Raw genomic sequence first — 22,450 nt, 5'->3', positions numbered from 1 at the left:
CCGAAAAGTAAAGTCAGACTCTCGGACAGGTCGTCTTGCGGAATCATCGGGCTTTCATTGGGGGCACATGTCAGGACTTTACTTTGTGGGATGCCTGGCGGGGCTTCGACTCACACAGGCGGCGTTTGAGACAGCGGAATTCCACAAACGTTTTTTGCCGGATGCATGCTCGACTGCACACCGTCGGCAGCGCCGCTGCCGACATCGCATCGAAGCACTTCGGCCGCACGCGCGTGCTGGATGCCGCCCGCTTCGCGCGTTCCGCCCGGCGGCAGACGGCACGCCACGATGCGCTCATCGCGCGAATGCGCTGCATGCCGCGCCGCATGGACAGAAATGACAAGCGGTTGAAAAATCGTCCGCCGGCCGCGAGCCGATCGCGTGCAGCCGTGCAGCGTCACGTCCGTCAGGATTCCGGCGAAGGCTCCGCCGGCTCGCGATCGCGATCGCCATCCGGATTGCCGTCCCCGGCGGCCACCCGCTTCGCCATGTCGAGGTAAGTCTGCGCCATCGCGCGCAACTCCTCCTCCGACGCGTCCTCGATCCCGATCAGCCGGTCGCTCGCCGCGTGCGTGACGGCCACGAGTTCGTCGAGCTTCAGGTGCATCGCGACACTGTCGCGGTTCTGGTTTCGCTGCAGCAGGAACACCATCAGGAACGTGACGATCGTCGTCCCGGTATTGATGACGAGCTGCCATGCATCCGAATAGTGGAAGAGCGGGCCGGTGACGAGCCACAGCGCCGTGATGGCGACCGCGCTGCCGAACGCGACCGGCGAACCGGCCCACACGGTCACGTGCGACGCGAAGCGTTCGAACGCGCGCGTGACGGGGTGCCTGACCGTGACGGCCCGGGGATCGGTCGTGGCCCGGCCGCCCGGGCCCGTCCTGGCGCGGGATGGATCGTTCGATTCACGCATGGCGCCTCCCGGATACGAATGTCGATATCGGCGCACGCGCGGGCCCGCCGTGCGCAACGGCACGCGGTTCCGCGCCCGCAGGCGGGCGCCGCCCACAGCCGAGCAACGTGCGTGCCCGACGGTCGCGCCCGCGCGTCGCCATCGGTGGTCAGGTGTACGCAGCGCGTGAGGCAATCGTGCGGCGCCGGTGTCGGAGCAGGAGGTGTCGCGGTTGCGCAAGGCGATCCGACGGTAGCGCGAAGGCAATCTCCCGCGGCGATACGGCGGGCCGCACGCCACCCGGCAGGTAATATTTTGTAATGATATGTAGAGCAATCTTTACCGGTTTTGCTCTGGCGAGCGTGCGCGATACCCGCATGCGCGGCGCTTTCGCAAACGTTTCCGCACGAACGACATCCCGCCCGGTATTTCAGCCGGTTGCACGCCGGATACCGCTCCGAACGTGTTGACGCGTACATCGCGTCGTTCGACTAAACACGACGCCGCATCTTCGTGCGTCCGCCTTCCTGCAACGCGGCGACGCCCCACCCGCGGCGAGGCTCACCGAACGATGCAGATTTCGCCACATTCTGCCGGAATGTTTCTCAGTATCATGCGCGTCTCTTCGGCTTCCCCATGTTCGGACGGGCCTGAGCGCTCGCCACTTTCCCGTTTCGCCCCCTCGTTTAGCGATGCCCATCCGAATCCTGCTCGTCGAAGACGACGTCCCATTGTCCTCGCTGATCGCAGACTATCTGCGCATGCATCAGTACGAGGTGGACACGCTGTTCGACGGCACCGACGCCGTGTCCACGATCGTCGCGCGCCGCCCCGACCTGGTGCTGCTCGACATCAACCTGCCGGGCAAGGACGGCTTCGAGATCTGCCGCGACGCACGCATGCAGTACGACGGCATCGTCATCATGATGACGGCCCGCAACGAGCAGTTCGACGAGTTGCTCGGCCTGGAATTCGGCGCGGACGATTTTCTCCGCAAGCCGGTCGAGCCGCGCATCCTGCTCGCGCGGATCAAGGCCCACCTGCGACGGATGCGCTTGCGCCCGGTCGACGGCGCGTCGGCGTCGCCGCAGCGATTCGAGTTCGGCAAGTTTTCGATCGACCGGGCGGATCGCAAGATTCGCCTTCCCGACGGCAGCGCGCCGCGCCTGACCTCGACCGAATTCGACCTGCTGTGGGCCCTCGTCTGCCGCGCCGGCGAGGTGGTCAGCCGGGAAGACCTGACGCAGCTGTTACGCGGAATCGAGTTCGACGGCTTCGACCGCTCGATCGACGGCCGCATCTCCAAGCTGCGCCGCAAGCTGTGCGACGACCTGACGGAACCGAAGCGCATCAAGACGATCCGCTGCAAGGGCTATCAGTTCAGCAAGCACGCGTGGGAGTGATGCACCGCCGGTCGTGACACGCGAACGCACGAACGGGCGCCCTTACCGTCCGCCGCCCTACCGCATGTTGCCGGTATGGCCCAGCGAATAGCGCCCCGGCTGCGGCCACACCATCAGGCCGTGCGGCTCCATGCCGACGGGAATCGCTCGAACCGCGCCGCTCGTGGTGTCGATCGCGTAGACGACGTCATCGAAGCGGCCCGACAGCCACAGCGTCTTGCCGTCCGCGCTGACGTTGCCCATGTCGGGGCTGCCGCCGCCGGGGATCGGCCAGGTCGCGACCACCTTGCGCGTCGCGAAGTCGAGCACCGATACGCTGCCCTTGCCGTGGCGCGGCCCGTGGACGAGATTGGAGCCGCGATTCGCGATATAGAGCTTCGTGCCGTCGCGGCTCGGATACAGCCCGTGCGTACCGACGCCGGTCGGGATGAAACCGGTCTTCGCGAAGCGGTCGCCGTCGACGACGTATATGCCGTCCGCCATCATGTCGGCGACATAGAACACCTTGCCGTCCGGCGCCACGCGGATGTCCTGCGGCATCCCTTTCCGGTCGAGTTCGAGGTAGCCGAGCACCTTGCGATTCACCAGGTCGATCTTCGCGAGCATGCCGCCGAACTCGCACGTGAAAAGCGCATACCGGCCGTCGATCGAAAAGTCCGCATGGTTGATGCCCTTGCATTGCGGCACCTCTAGGCTCGATTTCAGCGCCATCGTGCCCGGGTCGTGGAAGTCGAGCCGCGCATGCGCCTCGGCCACGACGATCGCCTCCTTGCCGTCGGGCGTGAAATACATGTTGTACGGGTCGTCGACGCGCACTGCCGGGCCGGGCTTGCCCGTCTTCGGATCGATCGGCGTCAGGCTGCCGTCGGTGCGCCCTTCCGCATTGTTGGCGACCCACAGCGTCCGCAGGTCCCACGCCGGCACGACGTGCTGCGGGCTGCGGCCGACGGCAAACCGGTCGACGACCTTGTACGTGGCCGGGTCGATCACGTAGACGTCGTTCGATCGCAGGTTCGGCACGTAGATGCGCGGCAGCGCGCCCGCCACCGCCGCGCTCATGCGGCCGGCCCGTGCCTCGCCGTACAGGTTGTCGGGGTTGATCACGGGCGGCATGCCGGGTACGGCCGCGACGGCGGACGCCGCGATCGCACCCTGGGCGCAAAAGCCGGCCAGCGCAGCCGCGACGACGATCGCGGGACGGGGGAAGCGGATGTGACGGCGAAGGCGCGGTTGCATGACGATGTCCCGGTTCGATGGAATGGAACGGCGGCAAAGGCGGCGCAATGGCGCGGCGGCGTCAGCGGCCGGCGGTGTCCTTTCTGATCGCGTCGACGGTGCGCGACACGATCGCGTCGGTGCCGAGCCGGCCGAGTTCGACGCTCGCATGACGCGGATCGCCGCCGTAGACGCCGTCGGCGGCGCCGGGCTTCGAAGCGTTGCGCAGCTTGTCGACCCTCACCATGCCCGGCGCGACCGCCAGCAGCAACGACGTATCGGCCAGCCCCGCGTGCGTGCCGATGTCCGCGGCCGGCACGCCGTGCTCGCGCAGGATCCGGTCGTAACCGTCGGAACTGGTGCCGTAATACTCGGCCGGCACGAACGCGCGCGCGCCCGTGCCGGCCCACGACTTGTTCAGCCGCGCGACCGACTGCCGGATGTCGTTCTGGTAGCCGCCGTGGTCGCCGAGGAACACGATGTTCGTGAATCCATGGACCCGGAAACTGTTGGCTGCGGACTCGAGGGTCTTTTCGAAGACGTCGTCGGGCACGGTGATCGTGCCGGGAAAGCGCATGTGCGACGTCGGCGGCGCATAACCGCCCTCGGGCACATAAGCGATGACGGGTGCGACGATTGCGTTGCCGAGGCCTTGCGCGATCCGCTCGGACAGCACCGCGACCCGCGCATTGTGCTTGCCCAGCGCGACGTACGGCCCGCTTTGCTCGGTTGCGCCGACCGGAATCAGGATGGTGGTCTTGCCGGCCCGGATGCTGTCGCGCAGCTCGGTCCAGGTCATGTCTTCGAGCCGCACCGTGGCGGGAACCTGGGCGAACGCGGCTTGCGCGACGGTGAAAGCGAGGGCGGCGAAGGCGACGCGTGGCAGGCATTTCATCGCGGATTCTCGACGGAAGGAAAGAGATGACGCTGCGTTCCCTCGCACCATAAACGAACTCGCGCGACTTGTCGCCGACCGCGGCGCAACGACGCACGCCCGACGTCGCGAGAAAGCATTTCGTCAGGATTGCCCGGCGGATCGCGAAGTCTCTCGCTCCATGCCGACACGCTGCGAGTCGGGTCGATTCGATGCGTGCGCTACGTCGCCTCGTGCCGGCCTCCCGCCCGCACGCGTCACGCCGGCAACACGGCCACCGCCTTGATCTCGACGATATAGCCCGGCGCGCCGCCCAGCATGTGCGCGCCGACCGCCGTCCATGCCGGCTTCGGGTGCGCATCGAGGTAGCGGTCGCGCACCTGCATGAACAACGGCAGGTCGCGCATGTCGGTATGGAAGGTCGTCAGGTCGACCACGTGGCTGAACGATGCACCCGCCGCGTCCAGTACCCGCTTCAGATTCTCGAACGCCTGCACGATCTGTGCTTCACGATCCTCGACGAGCTGCATCGCCGCATCGCGGCCGATCTGGCCGGATACGTACAGCGTATCGCCGACCTTCAGGCCGGGCGCGTAGCCGATCTTCTCGTACACAGCTTCCATTCCCGCCGGAACGATGGCTTTGCGATCACGCATGGAAGTCTCCGTGGCCGGCGTCTTCGCGCCGGCCGGTTGGTGGGTGGATAGGTGGATGGGTTGTCGACGAACATCCTGAACACGTGCCAGGCGGCGCGACGACGCGCGGCTCAACCCGTATCGCCGCCCGCGACCGGCAGCACCGTGCCGGTGATGTAGCTCGCCTCGTCGGACGCGAGGAACAGGATCGGCGCGATCTGCTCGTCGAGGCTGCCGTAGCGTTTGAGATACGTCGATTCCGTGACCTGGCGCACGGCTTCGCCCATCCATGCCTGTTCCTGTTCGCTGTCGCCGGCCGCATTGCGCGGCACGCGGCGCGGCGGTGCGCTGGTGCCGCCCGGTGCGGTGGCCACGACCCGGATGTTGTGTTCCGCATATTCCATCGCGAGCGCCGACGTCAGCGCATTGACGCCGCCTTTCGCCGCCGAGTACGGCACGCGGCGAATCCCGCGCGTCGCGTTCGACGAGATGTTGACGATCGTGCCGCCGCCGCGCGCGAGCAGGTGCGGCAGCACCGCGTGACACGTGTAGAGCGTCGGCATCAGCGAACGGCGGATTTCCGCATCGATCTGCGCGGGTTCGAATTCGGCGAACGGGCGCATGCGGATCGCGCCGCCCACGCCGTTGATCAGGATGTCGATGCCGCCGAACGTCTGCGCCGCGTGCGCGATCGCCGCATGCGCCCCTTCGTACGTTTCGAGATCGGCGACGAACCCGGCCGTCTCGCCCCCCGTCGCTTCGGCCGCGACCTCGGTGACGAAATCCGCGCGATCGACGAACAGCACCCTGCCGCCTTCGGCCGCCGCGCGCAGCGCGACGCCGCGGCCGATGCCCTGCGCGGCACCCGTGACGACGATGACCTTGCCTGAGAATCGTTGCATGATCATGCCGCCTTTGCCGTGACGTTGGGGGTGAACTTCTCGTAGTGGAAGCTGTTCGGCTTCACGCCTTCGTCGTCGAAATACTTGCGCACCGCGTCGACCATCGGCGGCGGCCCGCACAGATACACGTCGACGTCGCCGTCGTTCAGCGCATCGGCCGGGATGTGCTGCGTGACCCAGCCCTTGCGCGGATGGCTCGACGCCGCGTCGGCCACGACCGTCGCGAAGCTGAAGTTCGGCAGCTTCGCCGCATACGCCTCGATCGCATCGACGAGCACGAGGTCGAGATCGCGCGTCACGCCGTAGATCAGGTGCACCTTCTGCTGTGAGCCGCTGCGCGCGAGCACCTCGAGCATCGACAGGAACGGCGCGAGCCCCGTGCCGCCCGCGAGGAACAGCAGCGGCCGCTGCACGTCGCGCAGGTAGAAGCTGCCGAGCGGCCCGTGCAGTTCCAGCGTGTCGCCGGGCTGCGCCGATTCGAGCCACGTGCTCATCACGCCGCCGGGAATCTTCTTGATCAGGAAACTGACCTTCGCATCGGCCGGCGCCGACGAGAACGAATACGAACGGTGCTGGCCGCTCGCCGGCACGTCGATGTTCACGTACTGGCCCGGCAGGAACACGGGCGCGGCCGTGCCGACGTCGAGTTCGAGCACGACGGCCGCATCGTTGTGCTGCTCGACCTTCGTCACCGTGGCCGCGAACCCGCTCTGGCCCGTCTTGCACGCGACCGACGACGTCGGCACCGCGATCACGCAATCGCTTTGCGGCACCATCTGGCAGGTCAGCACGAGGCCGCCGTCCTTTTCGTCTTCGGTGAGCGCGTCGTCGATGTAGTCGTCGCCGAGATCGTAGCGGCCGCTTTCGGCGCGGCACTTGCAGGTGCCGCACACGCCGTCGGAGCAATCCATCGGCAGGTTGATCTTCGCGCGGAAGGCCGCGTCGAGAACCTTCTCGCCGGCCTTGCAGTCGATGAAGCGGGTTACCCCGTCCTCGAAGTTCAGTGCAATCTTGTAGCTGGACATGGTGTCACCTCCACTTCCTTTCATGACAAAACAACAGCGTCAGACGTGATAGACGTCGAGCACCTGCCGGATGTAGTCGTTCTTCAGCACGATCTTCTTGTACGAGATCAGCAGCTCATCGCCCGCCTTGCGCAACGTGACGAACATCGTGCCGAAGAAGTGATCGGTCACGCGGTAGCGGTGGTTCAGCGTGTGAAAGTTGTAGCGCACGTCCACTTCGTTCTCGCGTTCGGCCAGCACCTCGACGTTCGTCACGTTGTGGCTGGTGCGCGGCTCGGGCGTCGATGCGCCGCTGCGCTCGGTCTTGATCCGGAACACGCGATCCTCGAGGCCGCCGCGGTCCGCGTAATACATCAGCGAGATCTGGCTTTGCGGATCGTCGGTCGGCCGGTCATCGTCGTCCCACGCGGGCATCCAGTACGTGACGTCCTCCGTGTAGCAGGTCAGCCACTCGTCCCACTGGCGATCGTCGAGCAGGCGCGCTTCGCGATACAGCGCGGCGCAGACAGTCCGGTAATCGAAGCTCATGCCGCCACCTCCCCGCGTTCCTTCTTCAGCGCATCGCGCATCACGTTCACCCAGTGTTCGTGCTGGCACACGAACAGCCCTTCGTCCTCGCTGCGCTCGCCGGAAATGCGCGGGTTCAGCCCCATCTTCCTCGCGTTCTCGTCCGGGCCGTCGACCCACAGCGGCGCGCCGCGCGACAGGTCGTTCCACATCGCCGTGATGCCCGCATAACCGGCCTGACACGCGCGAAACTCCTCGAGATCGTCGGCGGTGCCCATGCCCGTCACGTTGAAGAAATCCTCGTACTGGCGGATGCGGGTCGTGCGGTCGGCCTCGCTCTCGCCCTTCGGCGCGAAGCAGAAGATGCTGACCTCGGTCTTGTCGACGCCGAGCGGCCGCACCACGCGGATCTGCGTGCTGAACTGGTCCATCAGGAACACGTTCGGGTACACGCACAGGTTGCGCGTCTGGTTGACGATGAAGTCGGCCTGCACGTCGCCGACGCGCGCCTTGATTTCATCGCGATGCTGGTACACGGGCCGCACTTCCGGGTTCATCGTCTGCGTCCACAGCAGGATGTGGCCGTTGTCGAAGCCGTACACGCCGGCGACCGACTTGCTCCAGCTGTTCGCGTCGACGGCCTTGGTGCCGTCTTCCTTGCGGCGGCCCATCGTCGCCGCGTAGTTCCAGTGCACGGTGCTGACGTGGTAGCCGTCGCAGCCGTTCTCCATCTGCATCTTCCAGTTGCCTTCGTAGATGTAGGACGAGTTGCCGCGCAGCACTTCGAGCCCGTTCGGCGCCTGGTCGACGATCTGGTCGATGATCACGCGCGCCTCGCCGAGGTAGTCCTCGAGCGGCAGCACGTCGGCGCTGAGGCTGCCGAACAGGAAGCCGCGATAGTTCGCGAAGCGCGCCACCTTCTTCAGGTCGTGCGAACCGTGCGTGTTGAACTGCACCGGGTATTCCGTCGTCTTCTCGTCCTTCACCTTCAGCAGCTTGCCGGTGTTCGAGAACGTCCAGCCGTGGAACGGGCACGTGAAGCTGCCCTTGTTGCCGTGCTTGCGGCGGCACAGCATCGCGCCCTTGTGCGCGCAGGCATTGATGACCGCGTGCAGCTCGCCGGTCTTGTCGCGCGTGATCACGATCGGCTGGCGGCCGATCCACGTCGTGTAGTAATCGTTGTTGTCGGGAATCTGGCTTTCGTGCGCCAGGTACACCCAGTTGCTTTCGAAGATGTGCTTCATCTCGAGCTCGTACAGCTCGGCGTTCGTGAAGATGTCGCGGCGGCAGCGGAATACGCCGGCCTCCTTGTCGTCCTGCACGGCGGTGGCGAGCAGGTGATCCAGGTCGGTGGCTTGGTCGATCGTGGCGGACATGATGGCTCCTCCCATGCGCGTGCCGCGTCCTGCAAGCACGCTCGCATCGGTAATCGGTTGAATCTCGCGGGAACCCGGCCGGCGGCGGCGCCTGCGCGCCGCCGTGCCGTCGGGCGGTTAGGCCGTGGCGGAAGCGCGCAGGCGTTCGACGATCTGGTTGTCCTTGCCCTCGACGCGCGGCGTCAGGACGAAGTTGAACTCGATGTCCTGGTACGCATCGGCCTTCAGGCCGAGCGCGGCGCCGCCGGTCTTGCCGGTGACGGGCGGGATCAGCTCCTCGCGGGTCGCATACGCGAAGTCGTCCCAGATCAGCGGGTCGCCGTCGATGTTGAACTGGGTCGTCAGCTTGCGGTGGCCGTCGCTGGTCACGAAGAAGTGCACGTGCGCCGGGCGGTTGCCGTGGCGGCCGAGGCTGTCCAGCAGCTGCTGCGTCGCGCCCTGCGGCGGGCAGCCGTAGCCGACCGGCATCAGCGTGCGGAATTCGTACTTGCCGTCGGCACCCGTCTTCACCGCGCCGCGCAGGTTGAAGTCGCTCTGCTTGCCGGTCGGGTCGAAGTGCGAGTAGAAGCCGTGCGAGTTCGCATGCCAGCACTCGACCACCGCGCCGGCCACCGGCTTGCCGTCGACACCGGTGACCGTGCCGTGGATCACGAGCGGGCCCGCGCCGTCGTCCGCATCGAGGTCGATCTTCGCGACGCCGTCGCGCACCGGCGCGCCCGCGACATACAGCGGCCCTTCGATCGTGCGCGGCGTGCCGCCGTCGAGGCCAAGCGCTTCGTCCTCGGCGTCCATCCGGATGTCGAGAAACTTCTCGAGGCCGAGGCCGGCCGCGAGCAGCGCCGCTTCGCCGTCCTGGCCGAGCTTGTTCAGGTAGTTCACGCCGGCCCACACTTCGTCGGGCGTGATGTCGAGATCGTCGATCGCCTTGAACAGGTCGCCGAGCAGCCGCAGCACGACCTGCTGCGTGCGCGCGTTGCCGCCCTTCGTGCTGTCCGTGCCCGCGTTCGACGCGGCCTTCAGCAGATCCTGCACTTCCCGGGTTTCGAAAACTTTGACGCTCATGATGGTGTCTCCACGTGTATTTGGGGGGAATGACGGCTGTGCCTGACTCGGGCTACCGCGCGACGCGGGTGAGTCCATCGCGGGTGAAACGCCTGACCTTGTCCTCGTCGAGTTCGATGCCGAGACCGGGGCCGTCCGGCACGGTCAGTTCGAAGTCGCTGTAATCGAGCGGCTGCGTCAGGATCTCTTCGGTGATCAGCAGCGGCCCGAACAGTTCGGTGCCCCACTGCAGGTTCGCGAAACTCGCGAACAGGTGCGCGGACGCCACCGTGCTGAACGCGCCTTCGAGCATCGTGCCGCCGTACAGCTCGATGCCGGCCGCGTCCGCGATCGCGGCCACGCGCTGCGCGGCAAACAGGCCGCCGCTCTGTTCTATCTTGATCGCGAACACGTCCGCGCCGTGATGCTTCGCGATCTCGAACGCGCTGTCGGGGCCCTGCAGGATTTCGTCGGCCATCAGCGCGACCGGGAAGCGGCGCATCAGGCGCGCCAGCGCCGCGGCCGAGGCCACCGGCTGCTCGACCAGTTCGCAGCCGGCATCGGCCAGCGCCGGAATCGCGCACGCGGCCTGCGTTTCGCTCCACGCCATGTTCACGTCGACGCGCACCGATGCGCGATCGCCGACGGCCTTCTTGATCTCGGCCACGTGCCGGATATCCGTCTCGGGCGCCTTCGCGCCGATCTTCAGCTTGAACACGTTGTGGCGGCGCTGGTCGAGCATGCGCTCGGCTTCGGCGATGTCGGTAGCCGTGTCGCCCGACGCGAGCGTCCACGCGACCGGCAGGCGATCGCGCCGGCGCCCGCCGAGCAGCTCGCTCACCGGCACGCCGAGCCGCTTGCCGTGCGCGTCGAGCAGCGCGGTTTCGAGCGCGCTTTTCGCGAAGTGGTTGACCTTCGCGAGCTTGCCGAGGAACGCCATCAGCGTCTGGATGCGCGTCGCATCCATGCCGACGATCGCCGGTGCGAGGTACGCGTCGATCGCGAGCTTCATCGCTTCGGGGCTTTCCGGGCCGTAGGCCATGCCGACGATCGTCGTGCCTTCGCCGAGGCCCGTCACGCCGTCGCTGCAGAACACCTTCACGAGCATCAGCGTCTGGCCGTGCATCGTGGCCACCGACAGCTTGTGCGGGCGGATCGTCGGCAGGTCGACGAGGCGGGTTTCGATACGTTCGATGGTGACGGAGGACATGGGGCACGCCGTGGGGGGTGAAGTTCTTGAGGCGATTTATACGTCCCGGCCAGATGGAGCGTCCAATACTTTTAGGCGGGATTTTTGATACCTGACAGGTATTGAATTCACGCTCATCACACTGAATACTGCGGTGCGCCATACCTGTTTTGGCTAGGTATGCGGGCTGAGAGGCTTGATGGGGCGCGGTCGTGCGGGTGCGGGGTACCGTTTGGACGGGGGCGCACTGCGGCGGCTTGCGGCAGCGGGAAAACGGCCTGAAACCGACGGCCTGCCGAGTCGATCAGGGTTTTCCTGACGGGAAAAATGGTGGGGCTGGCCGTCCGGCCTTCAGCTTTGGCGTCGGTTTCCGCGAACAACCGGAAGGAATTGGGTTAGCGGGTGTCGACGTTCGTTGTCGATGTCCGTTGTTCATCAGAGGCTGACGGGCGCTGTCGGCCATGAACGGTCAGTCGACATGGTCACTTAGATCGTCGACAATTCGGTCATCGCCTTCACTGGTACCTACTATGTCCTTCGCCTTTCAATGCGCTACGTGCGGACAAACTCACGAAGGCATGCCGAGCTTTGGTGCTCCTGCACCGTTAAGCTACTACGAAATACCGATCGCCGAGAGAGAGGTGCGTTGTGATCTGGGCAGCGACGACTGTGTAATCGACGAAGAATATTTCTTCGTTCTCGGCTGCATCGAAATCCCCGTTCACGGTGAAACTGAGCCGTTCTCCTGGGGAGTCTGGGTGTCTCTTAGCCGGGCCAGCTACGTTGAATGGGTGAAATGCTATGAAGAACGCAAACGTTCTCATGTCGGGCCATTCTTTGGATGGCTTAATGCTTGGCTAAAACCATATCCCGACACCATGAATCTTAAAACTCGGGTTCACTTGCGTGACGATGGAATTCGCCCCTACATCGAACTTGAGCCAACCGACCATTCTTTGGCGATTGAGCAAAGAAATGGAATTTCCGTCGAACGTGTGGCAGAAATTTATGCCCTTATGGTTCATGGAGACAACGCCTAAACAATCGGTCAGGAGGACCTTTTGGCAGCAGCATTGCGCGGTTTCCGGATCATGAAATGGACGTCATCCGGCCAGTTTTGGTCAATCGTTGCTAGTTCCATAATCGTCGACAATTTAAGCTTGCAGCGTTGCCACATACATGATCCAAAGGGCAGACCGGATTGCACTTGTTCGCGCAACCTTAGACGAGGTTGCAGCACTACGGGCCGTAGACTTTGGAGGTGACGAAGAGAATCTTCGCCAGCTGCTTAGTATCTATGGAGAGAACAGCGATTTGGCGGAATTGCTTTGGGCCGACCTGCCGGAGAATTATTGCCTGCAGGATGTTGCTGACCTGTTAAATCTGTGGGCGTGGCGAACTAACGACAATGGTCAGCGCATCATGTGCACCCTGACACGGTGGGTAAGTGAATGCTCGGATTTCGGTAAAGTTTGGGTCGCCCTGCATCAGGATGCTTATCCATTTATCGAGCGTTCAAGCCGCATTGAACATCTGCGTAGGGTAATGAGAGTGTTTCCGTCGTTACGCGCTTCGTGCGAGGTGATGATCGAGCAAAGTCAGTGAAGGATGCGTAAGACTTGAACGGCTCGAAATGGCCGTTTCGGAGAAATCTGACGGGCCACTTCGGGTCGATCTGCGCCGGTCATGCGTCACAGACCGGCGGCCGGCCGCCGTCGGCGATGGATTCAAGCGGCCGTTCGACACAGCTTTTTAGATCGTCGGCAATCGGTGCAGATAAGGGCGTAGCCTTTAGCGGTTACCGTCGATCAGATCGTTCAGCAGCGCATCGAACGCGGCCTGTGCGTCTTCAAGTTCCTGCAGGGCGGCATCAAAGGTTTGCAGCGCGAACGGCGAAGGCTCGCCGCTGCCTTGCGGCGGAAATTGCTTCTGCATCGAGGCGAACGTACTCTGCACGCGCAGCGTGGCGGCCACCATGCGCTCCATCGCCTGGGTTTCTTCGGCTCGGGCCTGTTCCGGACTCATTCCTCTCTCCTTGGATGGTTTTCTTGAAGATCAGATCGTACACGCTGTGTCCGTTCTTGCCGCCCTTGGCAGAACGACTCCGCTGAAGGTTCCAACGGCACGCTGCGGGAGAAGCGATTTAATCGGGAAGGATTCCGCAGTCGCGCCGAGGCCAAGATACTCATCGGGCGTGGCTGCAAAATCCCGCCGCAGGTCACTATTAGTAAAATCAAATCTCGATGGTTATAGACATGAACCGCAATAGAACGCGCACGGCCGTGTGTTTGCTCGCGCTCTTATTCTTGTCAAAGGTTGGAGCGCAAGGCGTGAGGACCGAGCCGTTGCCTTGGCACCGGCGCCATCAAGTACTTGCCTACGGTAGCTGTGGATGTGCCGATAGTTGCTGGGTCGCGACGTTAAGCGATACCCGGACTCATGCAAAGGTGGCAACCTTACGCTGCGATTGCGCGGAAGTATTTTTTTCCAAGAATGACGGGAAGGAACAGGTATACGCACGGACCTGTGCGGCCTTTGAGGGCAATGACAAGTTTGGCCGTATTGTCCAAACCATGGAAGCTTTAACGCGCTAGCACCGGGATAGGCACCGCTATGCGGTGCAACGTTCGTGGCGAATGCTTCGAATGTCCGTTTTGCGCAAACACGACCCCCTTGCGGGTCGCCAACTACCGCTCCGACGAAGCGTGAGCTCAGGTGTCTTCCCACAGGTTTGCGCGCCGAGCCTTCAGACGCAGCGCACGTCGCACAACACCTGCCATAACCTGCCGAGTCCCCAGACGGCGTGCGGCACCAACCCGCACAACGACTGTTCAGTTTCCGCACACAAATTCGCAGACGCCCCCCATTCCACGCACCCTCCGCGGGTGGGAAGAAACCCGGATAGCCCCGCTTCGCCGCGCCCGCCTACCCTCGCGCGCATGCCGGTCGGGACGATGCAAGGCCCGATCCGGCGGGTCGGAATTTCCTCAGGAGCGTACATGGATAGCAGCAGCAACACGGCACTGTTCGACGCCGACATCTGGCACGGCAAGACTTTCAACGGACGCTGGCACGCCAGCGCGCACGCGGCCGACGTGATCGAACCCGCGACCGGCAATACGCTCGGCCGCCTCGGCCTCGCGGACGGCGCAGCGGTGGCCGAAGCGTCAGCCGCCGCGCACCGCGCGCAGCCCGCGTGGTTCGGCCTGCCATACGACGAGCGCGCGGCCGTCCTGCGCCGCGCGGCCACCGTCGCGGAAACTCACTTCGATGCGATCGTCGACTGGCTCGTGCGCGAAAGCGGCTCGACGCGCGCGAAGGCGTCGTTCGAGACATCGGTCACGATCAAGGCGCTGCACGAAGCAGCCGGGCTGCCGTCGCGCGCGGCCGGCGAAGTGCTGCCGTCGGCGGCCGGCCGGCTGTCGCTCGCGCGCCGCCGCCCGCGCGGCGTCGTTGGCGTGATCTCGCCGTTCAACTTCCCGCTGTACCTCGCGATGCGCGCGGTCGCGCCCGCGCTCGCGCTCGGTAACGCGGTCGTGCTGAAGCCCGATCCGCGTACCGCCGTGTGCGGCGGCGTCGCGATCGCCCGCGTGTTCGAGCTCGCCGGCCTGCCGGAAGGCGTGCTGCACGTGCTGCCCGGCGACGGCGCAGCCGGCGCCGCACTGGTTGCCGATCCGCACATCGCGATGATCCAGTTCACCGGTTCCACCGCGGCGGGGCGCAAGGTCGGCGAAGCCGCCGGCCGCCACCTGAAGAAGGTCTCGCTCGAGCTCGGCGGCAAGAACTCGCTGATCGTGCTCGACGACGCCGACCTCGAGCGCGCCGTCGCCAATACCGCGTGGGGGGCGTACCTGCATCAAGGCCAGATCTGCATGGCGACCGGCCGCGTGCTCGTGCAGCGTGGCATTCACGACCGCTTCGTCGCGAAGCTCGTCGAGAAGGCGCGAAGCCTGCGCGTCGGCGATCCCGCGAGCGCGGACGTCGGCCTCGGGCCGCTGATCAATGCCGCACAGCTCGACCATGCGGCGAGCCTGGTGGACGCGGCCCGTCGCGCGGGCGCGCGCGTCGAGACGGGCGGCGGCCATCGCGACCTGTTCTTCGAGCCGACCGTGCTGAGCGGCGTCGCGCCGGGCAACCCGGCGTTCGACGAGGAGATCTTCGGGCCGGTCGCGGTCGTCGTGCCGTTCGATACGGACGAGGACGCCATCGCGCTCGCGAACCGTACCGAATACGGGCTGTCGACGGCGATCCTGTCCGCCGACGTCGGCCGGGCGCTCAGGATCGGCGAGCGCCTGAACACCGGGCTGCTGCACATCAACGACCAGACGGTCAACGACGAAGTGATCAACCCGTTCGGCGGCGTCGGCGCATCGGGCAACGGCTCGAGCATCGGCGGCGCCGCCAACTGGGAGGAGTTCACGCAGTGGCAGTGGCTGACGATCAAGGGTGAAGCGCCGCTGTATCCGATTTGACAAGGAGACCGAACATGTACACCGAAAACGATTCACGCGCCGTCACCGCGGCCGTCGCGCGCGCGGCCGGCGCGCCCTTCTCGATCGAATCCGCCCGCCTGCGCGCGCCGCGCGGCGACGAGGTGCGGGTACGCGTCGTCGCGACGGGCCTGTGCCACACCGACCTGATCGTGCGCGACCAGTACTATCCGGTGCCGCTGCCGGCCGTGCTCGGTCACGAGGGCGCCGGCGTGGTCGAGGCGGTCGGCCCGAACGTGAAGACGCTCGCCGTGGGCGATCACGTGGTGCTCACCTACGGCGCGTGCGGCCACTGCCCGTCCTGTGTCGGCGGCCACGGCGCGTATTGCCGGCACTTCTTCGGGCTGAATTTCGGTGGCGGCGACGCCGACGGACAGACCGCGATCCGCGACGAACACGGGCAGCCGCTGCACGATCATTTCTTCGCGCAGTCGTCGTTCGCCAGCTATGCGCTCGCGCGCGAGAACAACGCAATCAAGGTGCCGCCGGAAGCCCCGCTCGAACTGCTCGGGCCGCTCGGCTGCGGGATCCAGACCGGCGCCGGCGCGGTGATCAACTCACTCGCCGTACGTGCCGGCAGCAGCTTCGCAAGCTTCGGCGCGGGCGCGGTCGGCATGAGCGCCGTGATGGCCGCGCGCGTCGCCGGCGCGACGACCATCATCGCCGTCGACATCGTGCCGTCGCGGCTCGCGCTGGCGCTGGAGCTGGGCGCGACGCATACGATCAACAGCAAGGAAGTCGATGTCGTCGACGCGATCCGCCAGATCACCGGCGGCGGGGTCGACTACGCGCTCGAATCGACCGGGCTGCCCGCCGTGCTGTCTCAGGGAATCGAAGCGCTCGGCTCGCGCGGCGCGATAGGCGTCGTCGGCGCGCCGAAGCTCGGGACAAAGGCGGAATTCGACGTCAACAACCTGCTGCTCGGCGGCCGTTCGATCCGCGGCATCGTCGAAGGCGACAGCGTGCCGCAGACGTTCATTCCTCAGCTCGTCCAGCTGCATCTCCAGGGGCGGTTTCCGTTCGACCGGCTGGTGAAGTTCTATCCGCTCGAACAGATCAACCAGGCCGCGGAGGACAGCAGCAGCGGCATCACGCTCAAGCCGATCCTGCGTTTGCCGCATTGAGCGGCGACACGCCCCCGGTCGCGGGGAAAATCGCGACCGGGGGCGCGCATGGATCTCGTACGGCGGCGTACCCGCCGCGAGAATACCGCGCCGCGGGCGCCGGGCTATATTACGCATTCGCGCGACACGCGGGCCGGCACGTCCGGCCCGAACCTTCGACCCAACTGGAGCGCAGCGTGAATACAGCCCCCGAATCCCCTGCACGGCCGGTCGACCTCGACCGGCTCCGCGCCCGCTTCGCGGCGGGCGAACCGCTGCCGGAAACGGCGTTGCCGGCCGGCGTCGCGCGCTCGTGGCTGCGTTCGCGCGACGCCGGGCTCCGGCCGTGGCAAACCGCCCGCTACGAAATGCAGCGCGAACTCGACGAATCGCGCGCGGACCGCCGGCTGACCCGCTGCGTCGCGCAGGAAATCGAGCAGCTGTGGGCCGCTTTCGGCGGCAGCGAGTGGACGATCTTCTGCGTCAATCCGCGCGGCACGATCGTCCACGCGCGGCGCAGCCCGCATTGCGACGACACGCTGCTGACGCCGATCGTCGCCGGGCGCCGGATCGTCGAGCCGAACATCGGCACGACCGCGCCGAGCTGCGTGATTCACGACGGCACCGAGGCGGTCGTCGCGGGCGCCCAGCACTATCTCGACGAATTCTCGCGCGTGTTCTGTCTCGCGGTGCCGCTGGTCGGTTTCGACGGGGAAGTGATCGGCGCGCTGGACATCACCGGCGTCGGCCGGCGCAACGTCGTGCAGTTGCGCGAGCAGTTCCGGCATGCGGCGCTGTCCGCCGAGCAGCGGCTGTATGCGATGCTGCGCGACTGCCATCTGCTGCAGGTGCAGTACGATCCGCGCTGGCTCGGCACGCCGCTCGCGGGCGTCGTCGCACTCGACGCGGCGGGCCGCGTGCGCGCGGCGAGCCGGCTCGCGCGGCAGATGCTCGAGCTCGCGCCTGCCGGGCCGATCGAACCACACGATCTCCGGCAACTCTTTCCCGGCGCGACGCCCGCGCAGCAGCGTCGTTTGCTGACACCGGCGCGTACGCCGCAGCGGATCGCGCGCGACGACGGCAGCCACATCTGGGTGCGGGCCGTGCGCGCACCGCTCGACCGGGCGACGATGCGGCGGCAATCCGATGCGCTGGACGACACCGCCGACGTGTGCGGCACCGCACCGGCCGCCAGCCCGCAGGCGAGCCTGCACGAGCAGTCGCTCGACGCGATCCGCCGTGCGGTCGACGAGCACGACGGCAACGTGTCGGCCGCCGCGCGGCAACTGGGCATCTCGCGCACCACGCTGTATGCGAAGCTCAGGCAGCTCGATGCAGCGGGAATCACGAACGCCGGCGCGCATTGATACTGCGTGCGGCGATGGCGCCTGCGCCCCCGCCCGCCTCTCGTGCGGCCGCAACGTGAACCACACGATCCCGACCGTGCCGACCCCACCGCCCAAGGTGCCGACCCACGGCCGTTCGGCGTCACGGGAATCCGCCGGTCGTGCATGCCGAAGCCGGCTTCGCGGCGAGCGCCGCCGGCTTCGGCAATTCAGCCGCCTCCACGTCCACCTCCCGGCGCCGCGACATGGCGTCAGCCCGGATACCCCCCCAACCTGCCCTCGACCCCGAACCCGTCGTCCGGCGCCGGCAGTCGCCCGAGCACCCGCTCGACCTCCAGCGCGACCGCGATGAGTTCACGATCGGTGCCGGCCGCGCCGTCCAGTGCGAGGCCGACCGGCAGCCCGTCAGCCGTCAGGCCGGCCGGGACGGTCATGCCCGGCACGCCGGCATTGCTGCCCGGCTCGGTATTGCGGATGTAGGTCGAGAACACCGAAGCGGTTTCGCCGTTGAGCATCATCGTGTCGCCCGCCGGGATCGGGCACGCGGTGGCGATCGTCGTCGGAAAGACCAGCGCGTCGGCACCGCTGTCGGCGAGGCACTGCCGATACGCGGCACGCGAACGCGTACGCCGGTCGAGCGCGGTGCGGTAGGCCGCTTCGCCGATCCCGTCGGGGCCGGTGACATGGCGGGCGATCCTCGCGACGTCCGGGCTCCCCACGTTCGCGACGATGTCGTCGACCGACAGGTCGTAGCCGTTCTCGACCAGGTACGCATGCATCGACGAACGGAATTCGTACATCGCGATGACGGCCGGCTCGTCGTCGAAGAACCCCGGATAGTCGTTCAGGTCGAGGTCGACACATTCGAATCCCGCCTGCTCCAGCTTCGCGACCGCGGCATTCGCGACCGCGTCGACGTCCGGCGCGAGGCCGCGCCAGAACGTCGTGCGCGGGACGGCCAGGCGCACGGGGCGCGACGCGCTGCGTGCCAGCATCGACGTCGGCGCGCCGGTGCCGGAGAGGATCGCGTCGAGCAGCGCGATGTCCTCGACCGACCGCGCGATCGGGCCGACGGTGTCGCGCGTGCGCGAAATCGGCGCCACGCCGCCCGACGGGTAACGCCCCACGGTCGGCCGCAGGCCGACGGCGCCGCACAGCGCGGCCGGAATCCGGACCGAGCCGCCGGTGTCCGTTCCGAGCGCGGCGGGCACCACGCCCGCGCCGACCAGCGCGCCCGAACCGCTGCTGCTGCCGCCCGGAATCCGGTTGAAATCGTACGGGTTGCGTACCGCGCCCGTGACACGGTTGTTGCCCGACACGCCGAATGCCAGCTCGTGCAGGTTGGCCTTGCCCGCGATCAGCGCCCCGTGCGCGAGCAGCCGCGCCACGACCGGCGCGTGCTGCGGCGGCACGCGGTTGTGCAGCGCCAGCGTGCCGTTGCCGGTCGGCAGGCAGGCGGTATCGATGTTGTCCTTGATCGCGATCGGCAGGCCCAGCAGCGCGTGCGGGGTGGCCGACGTCGCGAGGTCGCGGTCGCAGCGGGCCGCTTCGGCGAGCAGCCGCGCATCGTCGACGCACGTGAAACCGTTCAGGTAGCGCCAGCGTGCGTGCCGCTCGATCAGCGCGTACGCATACTCGACACAGGAAAACGTCCGGCGCAGGATCGCGTTCCGGGCTTCGGTGAGCGTCAGGGTTTCCAGGGTGGCCATCGTCGTCGTTCCTCGTCACGGGGGATCGCTACAAGGTAGGGTGTGCCGATTTTGACGGCCATCATCACAATGGATGACCCCTGCCGACGGCCGCGCCGCCGGTCACGCCAGCGCGGCGGCCAGGCTCGCGCGGTTGGCGACGCCCTTCTTCGCCATCACGCGCCGCAGATGCGTGCGGACCGTCGACAGCCCGATGCCGAGCGTGCGCGCGACGTCCTTGTCGGTATAACCGGCGGCGACGAGCCGCGCGACGTCGCTCTCGCGCCCGGTCAGCCCCGCGCACGCGTGGCGCCGCCGCAGCAGCGCGCGCCGGAAAAACGGCTCGATGCCGTTCAGCAGCAGCTTGTCGCGCTCGGTGAAATCCGGCCGCCCTTGCGCGCGCCAGATGCGCAGGTCGCCGACGTGCGTCGCGCCGTCGAGCGCATAGACGTTGATGCCGTGATGCATGCCTTCGCGGCGCAGGAAATCGTTGTAGAACTCGGTTCGTTCCAGCTCGTGCCGGCTCACCACCTCGTCGACGCAGGTCGCCACGCGGCGCGCGCGCAGTTGCGACGTGACCGGGTCGATATGCTGGAACCACGCTTCGTACCGTGCGATCTGCTGCGGATCGACGTTGTACGCGAACCCGTTGCGCCACAGGCCGGTGTGTTCGTCGCAATCGAACGACGCGGCGAAATCCGCGCGGATCAGCTGCGTGATCTCGGGCAGCACGACCGTCCGCACGTCGACGACCGGCCCCAGTTCTTCCAGGCGGGCGACGATGTCGCCGAACAGCCGGAGCTCCTCCGGCGTGATGTCGGAGACGGACAGGTTCATGACGCCGCCGCGACCGACGCCTGCCATAACGCGGCCACGCCGGCGTAATCCCTGACCTTGAACGCCGAGCCGTCGCGGACGTGAACCCAGCCGAGCGTGCGCTCGGCGAGCGGCTTGTCGTGGTCGTCCGTCGCGATCTTGACGATCGCATGCGCGCGGACATGCACGAGACCGTCCGGATAGTCGGACGACGGGTTCGCGAGCGTCACCGTCACGAACGGGCCGAGCTCCTGAAGGAGCCGGGCGGCCGGCGGCTGGTCGGCCATCAGCAACGCACCGCCCTTCACGCGGTCGTCCACGCGGATGGCCATGCCGCCCGGCCGCCGCTGCGCGGCGGTCGGCAGCGACATCCACAGCACGTGGCCGGGGTTCAGATAGACCTCGTCGGGGTCGCCCATCGCGTCGCGCGTTTCAATCCGGGCTATCGGCATGCAGGGTCTCCAGTCGAATATCGGGCACCGCGTGCGGGTGCGGCGGCACCATGATGCCGCAATTTGCCGGCGTTCCGCGTGTCTTGCGACGAAGGGCGCGGCCCCCCGTGGCAGGGCAACCGCGCCACGCGCACGCGACTTGCCGCCTTGCCTGCGTGCCGTCGGTTCGCCCATCCCTGTTCGTGCGGAAAGCAAATGCCCCGGGCCGGGCCGCGGTCGCTACCCGCCGATGGCCGCTGTCGGCTCCGCGTCCGCCCGTTTCGCGTGAAGGCGCAACGCGAGCCACGCGATCCCGACCGCGACCGCGCCGACCACGCCGCCGAAGGTGCCGACCCACGGCAGCCCGAAGTCGCCGGCGATATGGTTGCCGATCAGCGCGCCCGCGCCGATGCCGACGTTGTACAGCCCCGAGAAGATCGACACCGCGAGGTCGGTTCCCTCCGGCGCCAGCTTCAGCACCCACGCCTGCATGGCCAGGCCGAAACAGACGATCGCCCCGCCCCACACCAGCGTATGCACGGACAGCGTGACGATGTTCAGCGCGCACGGGAACAGGATCAGCAGGCATCCCGCGAGCGCGACGATCGACCCGAGCAGGAAGTCGTCGGGACGGTGCGGATAGATGCGGTTGAAGCAGATCGCCGCCGGTATGCCGGCGATGCCGAACAGGATCAGCACATACGTGATCCGGCTGCTGCTCGCGTGGTTGACGCTCTGGACGAAGGGCTCGATGTACGTGTACGACGTGAAGTGCGCGGACACGACGAGCACGGTGATCGCGTACAGCGCCACCAGCGCGGGCCTGCGCAGGAACACGCCGACGCTGCCGAGCGACCCCGCGCCCTGGCTCGGCGATACCGGCAACGTGGCGCGCAGCAGCAGCAACGCGACGGCCGCCGCGCCGGCGATGATCAGGAACGTGACCCGCCAGCCGAACGTCTCGCCCACCACGCGCCCGAGCGGAATGCCGGCCACCATCGCGATCGCCGTGCCCATCGCCAGCAGGCTGAGCGCACGGCTTTTCCGGTCGCTCGGTGCGAGGCGCACGGCCAGCGGCACGGAAATCGACCAGAACACCGCGTGCGCGCACGCGATGCCCAGCCGGCCGACCATCAGCACCGCGAAATTCCACGCGACGCCGGTCACGACATGGCTGCCGATGAACACCAGCAACGCCACCGACAGCAGCTTGCGGCGCTCGACATGGCGCGTGGCCAGCGTCAGCGGCAGGGACACGACGGCCACCGCCCACGCATAGATCGTCAGCATCAGGCCGACGTCGGTCGCCTGCATGTGCAGGCTGTCGCCGATCGCGCTGAGCAGCGCGACGGGCACGAATTCGGTGGTATTGAAAATGAAGGCGGTGAGGGCCAGGGCCAGTACGCCCCACCACGAGTGCCTGGAACTGACTGCGTCCGGTGTTGCCATACGTGGATTCGACGAGACGAGGGTTGGGGGCGCGCGGCGCGGAGAACCCGGCCCGGCGATCG

At 66.8% G+C, this 22,450-nt stretch carries 22 protein-coding genes; 6 read left to right on the top strand and 16 right to left on the bottom strand.

Features of this window, described 5'->3' with window-relative positions:
- Window positions 1-110 precede the first annotated feature (110 nt).
- On the bottom strand, window positions 111-401 hold the full coding sequence (locus tag E9536_RS22230; RefSeq protein ID WP_136470654.1) for a hypothetical protein: 291 nt from the start codon (window positions 399-401) through the stop codon (window positions 111-113).
- A 5-nt stretch (window positions 402-406) separates the two neighbouring features.
- The gene (locus tag E9536_RS22225) at window positions 407-919 is read right to left on the bottom strand and encodes a low affinity iron permease family protein (protein ID WP_059693426.1); all 513 of its coding nucleotides are present in this window, start codon (window positions 917-919) and stop codon (window positions 407-409) included.
- Window positions 920-1,590: 671 nt separating this feature from the next.
- Here E9536_RS22225 and E9536_RS22220 point away from each other — a divergent pair.
- Window positions 1,591-2,301: a response regulator gene (locus E9536_RS22220; RefSeq protein ID WP_136470653.1), complete on the top strand. Its 711-nt coding sequence runs from the start codon at window positions 1,591-1,593 to the stop codon at window positions 2,299-2,301.
- A 57-nt stretch (window positions 2,302-2,358) separates the two neighbouring features.
- Here the strand turns inward: E9536_RS22220 and E9536_RS22215 are convergent, their stop codons facing one another.
- The 9 genes from E9536_RS22215 to E9536_RS22175 all read right to left on the bottom strand — a co-directional run bounded on the left by E9536_RS22215 (window position 2,359) and on the right by E9536_RS22175 (window position 11,086).
- Window positions 2,359-3,537 (bottom strand): YncE family protein, encoded by a 1,179-nt coding sequence (locus tag E9536_RS22215; RefSeq protein ID WP_211097482.1) that lies wholly within the window; start codon window positions 3,535-3,537, stop codon window positions 2,359-2,361.
- A gap of 61 nt (window positions 3,538-3,598) precedes the next feature.
- Entirely contained in the window at window positions 3,599-4,411 is an 813-nt protein-coding gene (locus tag E9536_RS22210) for a creatininase family protein (RefSeq protein ID WP_136470652.1), read from the bottom strand.
- Between the two features lie 236 nt (window positions 4,412-4,647).
- Window positions 4,648-5,046: a RidA family protein gene (locus E9536_RS22205; protein WP_059693420.1), complete on the bottom strand. Its 399-nt coding sequence runs from the start codon at window positions 5,044-5,046 to the stop codon at window positions 4,648-4,650.
- A 110-nt stretch (window positions 5,047-5,156) separates the two neighbouring features.
- Window positions 5,157-5,933 carry a benzoate diol dehydrogenase BenD gene (benD, locus tag E9536_RS22200; protein ID WP_136470651.1) on the bottom strand — a complete coding sequence of 259 codons (777 nt, stop codon included), beginning with the start codon at window positions 5,931-5,933 and terminating at the stop codon, window positions 5,157-5,159.
- Window positions 5,930-6,952: a benzoate 1,2-dioxygenase electron transfer component BenC gene (gene benC, locus E9536_RS22195; protein WP_059693416.1), complete on the bottom strand. Its 1,023-nt coding sequence runs from the start codon at window positions 6,950-6,952 to the stop codon at window positions 5,930-5,932. Before benC ends, benD begins: the two co-directional genes overlap by 4 nt.
- Before the next feature lie 39 nt (window positions 6,953-6,991).
- On the bottom strand, window positions 6,992-7,480 hold the full coding sequence (benB, locus tag E9536_RS22190; protein ID WP_027792559.1) for a benzoate 1,2-dioxygenase small subunit: 489 nt from the start codon (window positions 7,478-7,480) through the stop codon (window positions 6,992-6,994).
- Complete coding sequence (locus E9536_RS22185; protein ID WP_027792558.1) at window positions 7,477-8,835, bottom strand: Rieske 2Fe-2S domain-containing protein; 1,359 nt, start codon at window positions 8,833-8,835, stop codon at window positions 7,477-7,479. The genes benB and E9536_RS22185 overlap by 4 nt, the downstream gene beginning before the upstream one ends.
- A gap of 117 nt (window positions 8,836-8,952) precedes the next feature.
- Window positions 8,953-9,897 carry a catechol 1,2-dioxygenase gene (catA, locus tag E9536_RS22180; RefSeq protein WP_136470650.1) on the bottom strand — a complete coding sequence of 315 codons (945 nt, stop codon included), beginning with the start codon at window positions 9,895-9,897 and terminating at the stop codon, window positions 8,953-8,955.
- Between the two features lie 52 nt (window positions 9,898-9,949).
- Window positions 9,950-11,086, bottom strand: coding sequence for a muconate/chloromuconate family cycloisomerase (locus tag E9536_RS22175; protein ID WP_136470649.1), 1,137 nt, complete (start codon window positions 11,084-11,086; stop codon window positions 9,950-9,952).
- A 509-nt stretch (window positions 11,087-11,595) separates the two neighbouring features.
- Here E9536_RS22175 and E9536_RS22170 point away from each other — a divergent pair.
- Together E9536_RS22170 and E9536_RS22165 are read left to right on the top strand one after the other, a co-directional pair.
- Window positions 11,596-12,105 (top strand): DUF2199 domain-containing protein, encoded by a 510-nt coding sequence (locus E9536_RS22170; protein ID WP_124817549.1) that lies wholly within the window; start codon window positions 11,596-11,598, stop codon window positions 12,103-12,105.
- A gap of 139 nt (window positions 12,106-12,244) precedes the next feature.
- Window positions 12,245-12,670 (top strand): hypothetical protein, encoded by a 426-nt coding sequence (locus E9536_RS22165; protein WP_136470648.1) that lies wholly within the window; start codon window positions 12,245-12,247, stop codon window positions 12,668-12,670.
- A gap of 186 nt (window positions 12,671-12,856) precedes the next feature.
- Here E9536_RS22165 and E9536_RS22160 read toward each other — a convergent pair whose 3' ends face one another.
- Complete coding sequence (locus tag E9536_RS22160) at window positions 12,857-13,090, bottom strand: hypothetical protein (protein ID WP_009691834.1); 234 nt, start codon at window positions 13,088-13,090, stop codon at window positions 12,857-12,859.
- A gap of 974 nt (window positions 13,091-14,064) precedes the next feature.
- On the opposite strand from E9536_RS22160, the gene E9536_RS22155 reads away from it, so the two are divergent.
- The 3 genes from E9536_RS22155 to E9536_RS22145 all read left to right on the top strand — a co-directional run bounded on the left by E9536_RS22155 (window position 14,065) and on the right by E9536_RS22145 (window position 18,025).
- Complete coding sequence (locus E9536_RS22155; RefSeq protein WP_124673670.1) at window positions 14,065-15,537, top strand: benzaldehyde dehydrogenase; 1,473 nt, start codon at window positions 14,065-14,067, stop codon at window positions 15,535-15,537.
- A 14-nt stretch (window positions 15,538-15,551) separates the two neighbouring features.
- Complete coding sequence (locus E9536_RS22150; RefSeq protein WP_136470647.1) at window positions 15,552-16,679, top strand: NAD(P)-dependent alcohol dehydrogenase; 1,128 nt, start codon at window positions 15,552-15,554, stop codon at window positions 16,677-16,679.
- Between the two features lie 176 nt (window positions 16,680-16,855).
- Window positions 16,856-18,025, top strand: a complete 1,170-nt coding sequence (locus E9536_RS22145) for a helix-turn-helix domain-containing protein (RefSeq protein WP_247873492.1) — start codon at window positions 16,856-16,858, stop codon at window positions 18,023-18,025.
- A gap of 230 nt (window positions 18,026-18,255) precedes the next feature.
- Here E9536_RS22145 and iaaH read toward each other — a convergent pair whose 3' ends face one another.
- The 4 genes from iaaH to E9536_RS22125 form a co-directional block, all read right to left on the bottom strand.
- Window positions 18,256-19,713 (bottom strand): indoleacetamide hydrolase, encoded by a 1,458-nt coding sequence (iaaH, locus tag E9536_RS22140; protein WP_136470646.1) that lies wholly within the window; start codon window positions 19,711-19,713, stop codon window positions 18,256-18,258.
- A gap of 102 nt (window positions 19,714-19,815) precedes the next feature.
- Window positions 19,816-20,529, bottom strand: coding sequence for a helix-turn-helix transcriptional regulator (locus E9536_RS22135; RefSeq protein ID WP_136470645.1), 714 nt, complete (start codon window positions 20,527-20,529; stop codon window positions 19,816-19,818).
- Complete coding sequence (locus tag E9536_RS22130) at window positions 20,526-20,960, bottom strand: hypothetical protein (protein ID WP_136470644.1); 435 nt, start codon at window positions 20,958-20,960, stop codon at window positions 20,526-20,528. The genes E9536_RS22135 and E9536_RS22130 overlap by 4 nt, the downstream gene beginning before the upstream one ends.
- Window positions 20,961-21,179: 219 nt before the next feature.
- On the bottom strand, window positions 21,180-22,388 hold the full coding sequence (locus tag E9536_RS22125; RefSeq protein WP_136470643.1) for a sugar transporter: 1,209 nt from the start codon (window positions 22,386-22,388) through the stop codon (window positions 21,180-21,182).
- Between the last annotated feature and the right edge of the window lie 62 nt (window positions 22,389-22,450).

The sequence above is a fragment of the Burkholderia sp. LS-044 genome (assembly GCF_004803625.1).
Classification (GTDB): domain Bacteria; phylum Pseudomonadota; class Gammaproteobacteria; order Burkholderiales; family Burkholderiaceae; genus Burkholderia; species Burkholderia cepacia.
Note: the sequence above shows the minus strand (reverse complement) of the source record. Positions and strands in the feature narration are given on the sequence as shown.

Coding starts and splice junctions, on each gene's coding strand:
- E9536_RS22225 (WP_059693426.1), bottom strand. CDS start 919: ATGCGTGAATCGAACGATCCATCCCGCGCCAGGACGGGCCCGGGCGGC.
- E9536_RS22220 (WP_136470653.1), top strand. CDS start 1,591: ATGCCCATCCGAATCCTGCTCGTCGAAGACGACGTCCCATTGTCCTCG.
- E9536_RS22215 (WP_211097482.1), bottom strand. CDS start 3,537: ATGCAACCGCGCCTTCGCCGTCACATCCGCTTCCCCCGTCCCGCGATC.
- E9536_RS22210 (WP_136470652.1), bottom strand. CDS start 4,411: ATGAAATGCCTGCCACGCGTCGCCTTCGCCGCCCTCGCTTTCACCGTC.
- E9536_RS22205 (WP_059693420.1), bottom strand. CDS start 5,046: ATGCGTGATCGCAAAGCCATCGTTCCGGCGGGAATGGAAGCTGTGTAC.
- benD (WP_136470651.1), bottom strand. CDS start 5,933: ATGATCATGCAACGATTCTCAGGCAAGGTCATCGTCGTCACGGGTGCC.
- benC (WP_059693416.1), bottom strand. CDS start 6,952: ATGTCCAGCTACAAGATTGCACTGAACTTCGAGGACGGGGTAACCCGC.
- benB (WP_027792559.1), bottom strand. CDS start 7,480: ATGAGCTTCGATTACCGGACTGTCTGCGCCGCGCTGTATCGCGAAGCG.
- E9536_RS22185 (WP_027792558.1), bottom strand. CDS start 8,835: ATGTCCGCCACGATCGACCAAGCCACCGACCTGGATCACCTGCTCGCC.
- catA (WP_136470650.1), bottom strand. CDS start 9,897: ATGAGCGTCAAAGTTTTCGAAACCCGGGAAGTGCAGGATCTGCTGAAG.
- E9536_RS22175 (WP_136470649.1), bottom strand. CDS start 11,086: ATGTCCTCCGTCACCATCGAACGTATCGAAACCCGCCTCGTCGACCTG.
- E9536_RS22170 (WP_124817549.1), top strand. CDS start 11,596: ATGTCCTTCGCCTTTCAATGCGCTACGTGCGGACAAACTCACGAAGGC.
- E9536_RS22165 (WP_136470648.1), top strand. CDS start 12,245: ATGATCCAAAGGGCAGACCGGATTGCACTTGTTCGCGCAACCTTAGAC.
- E9536_RS22160 (WP_009691834.1), bottom strand. CDS start 13,090: ATGAGTCCGGAACAGGCCCGAGCCGAAGAAACCCAGGCGATGGAGCGC.
- E9536_RS22155 (WP_124673670.1), top strand. CDS start 14,065: ATGGATAGCAGCAGCAACACGGCACTGTTCGACGCCGACATCTGGCAC.
- E9536_RS22150 (WP_136470647.1), top strand. CDS start 15,552: ATGTACACCGAAAACGATTCACGCGCCGTCACCGCGGCCGTCGCGCGC.
- iaaH (WP_136470646.1), bottom strand. CDS start 19,713: ATGGCCACCCTGGAAACCCTGACGCTCACCGAAGCCCGGAACGCGATC.
- E9536_RS22135 (WP_136470645.1), bottom strand. CDS start 20,529: ATGAACCTGTCCGTCTCCGACATCACGCCGGAGGAGCTCCGGCTGTTC.
- E9536_RS22130 (WP_136470644.1), bottom strand. CDS start 20,960: ATGCCGATAGCCCGGATTGAAACGCGCGACGCGATGGGCGACCCCGAC.
- E9536_RS22125 (WP_136470643.1), bottom strand. CDS start 22,388: ATGGCAACACCGGACGCAGTCAGTTCCAGGCACTCGTGGTGGGGCGTA.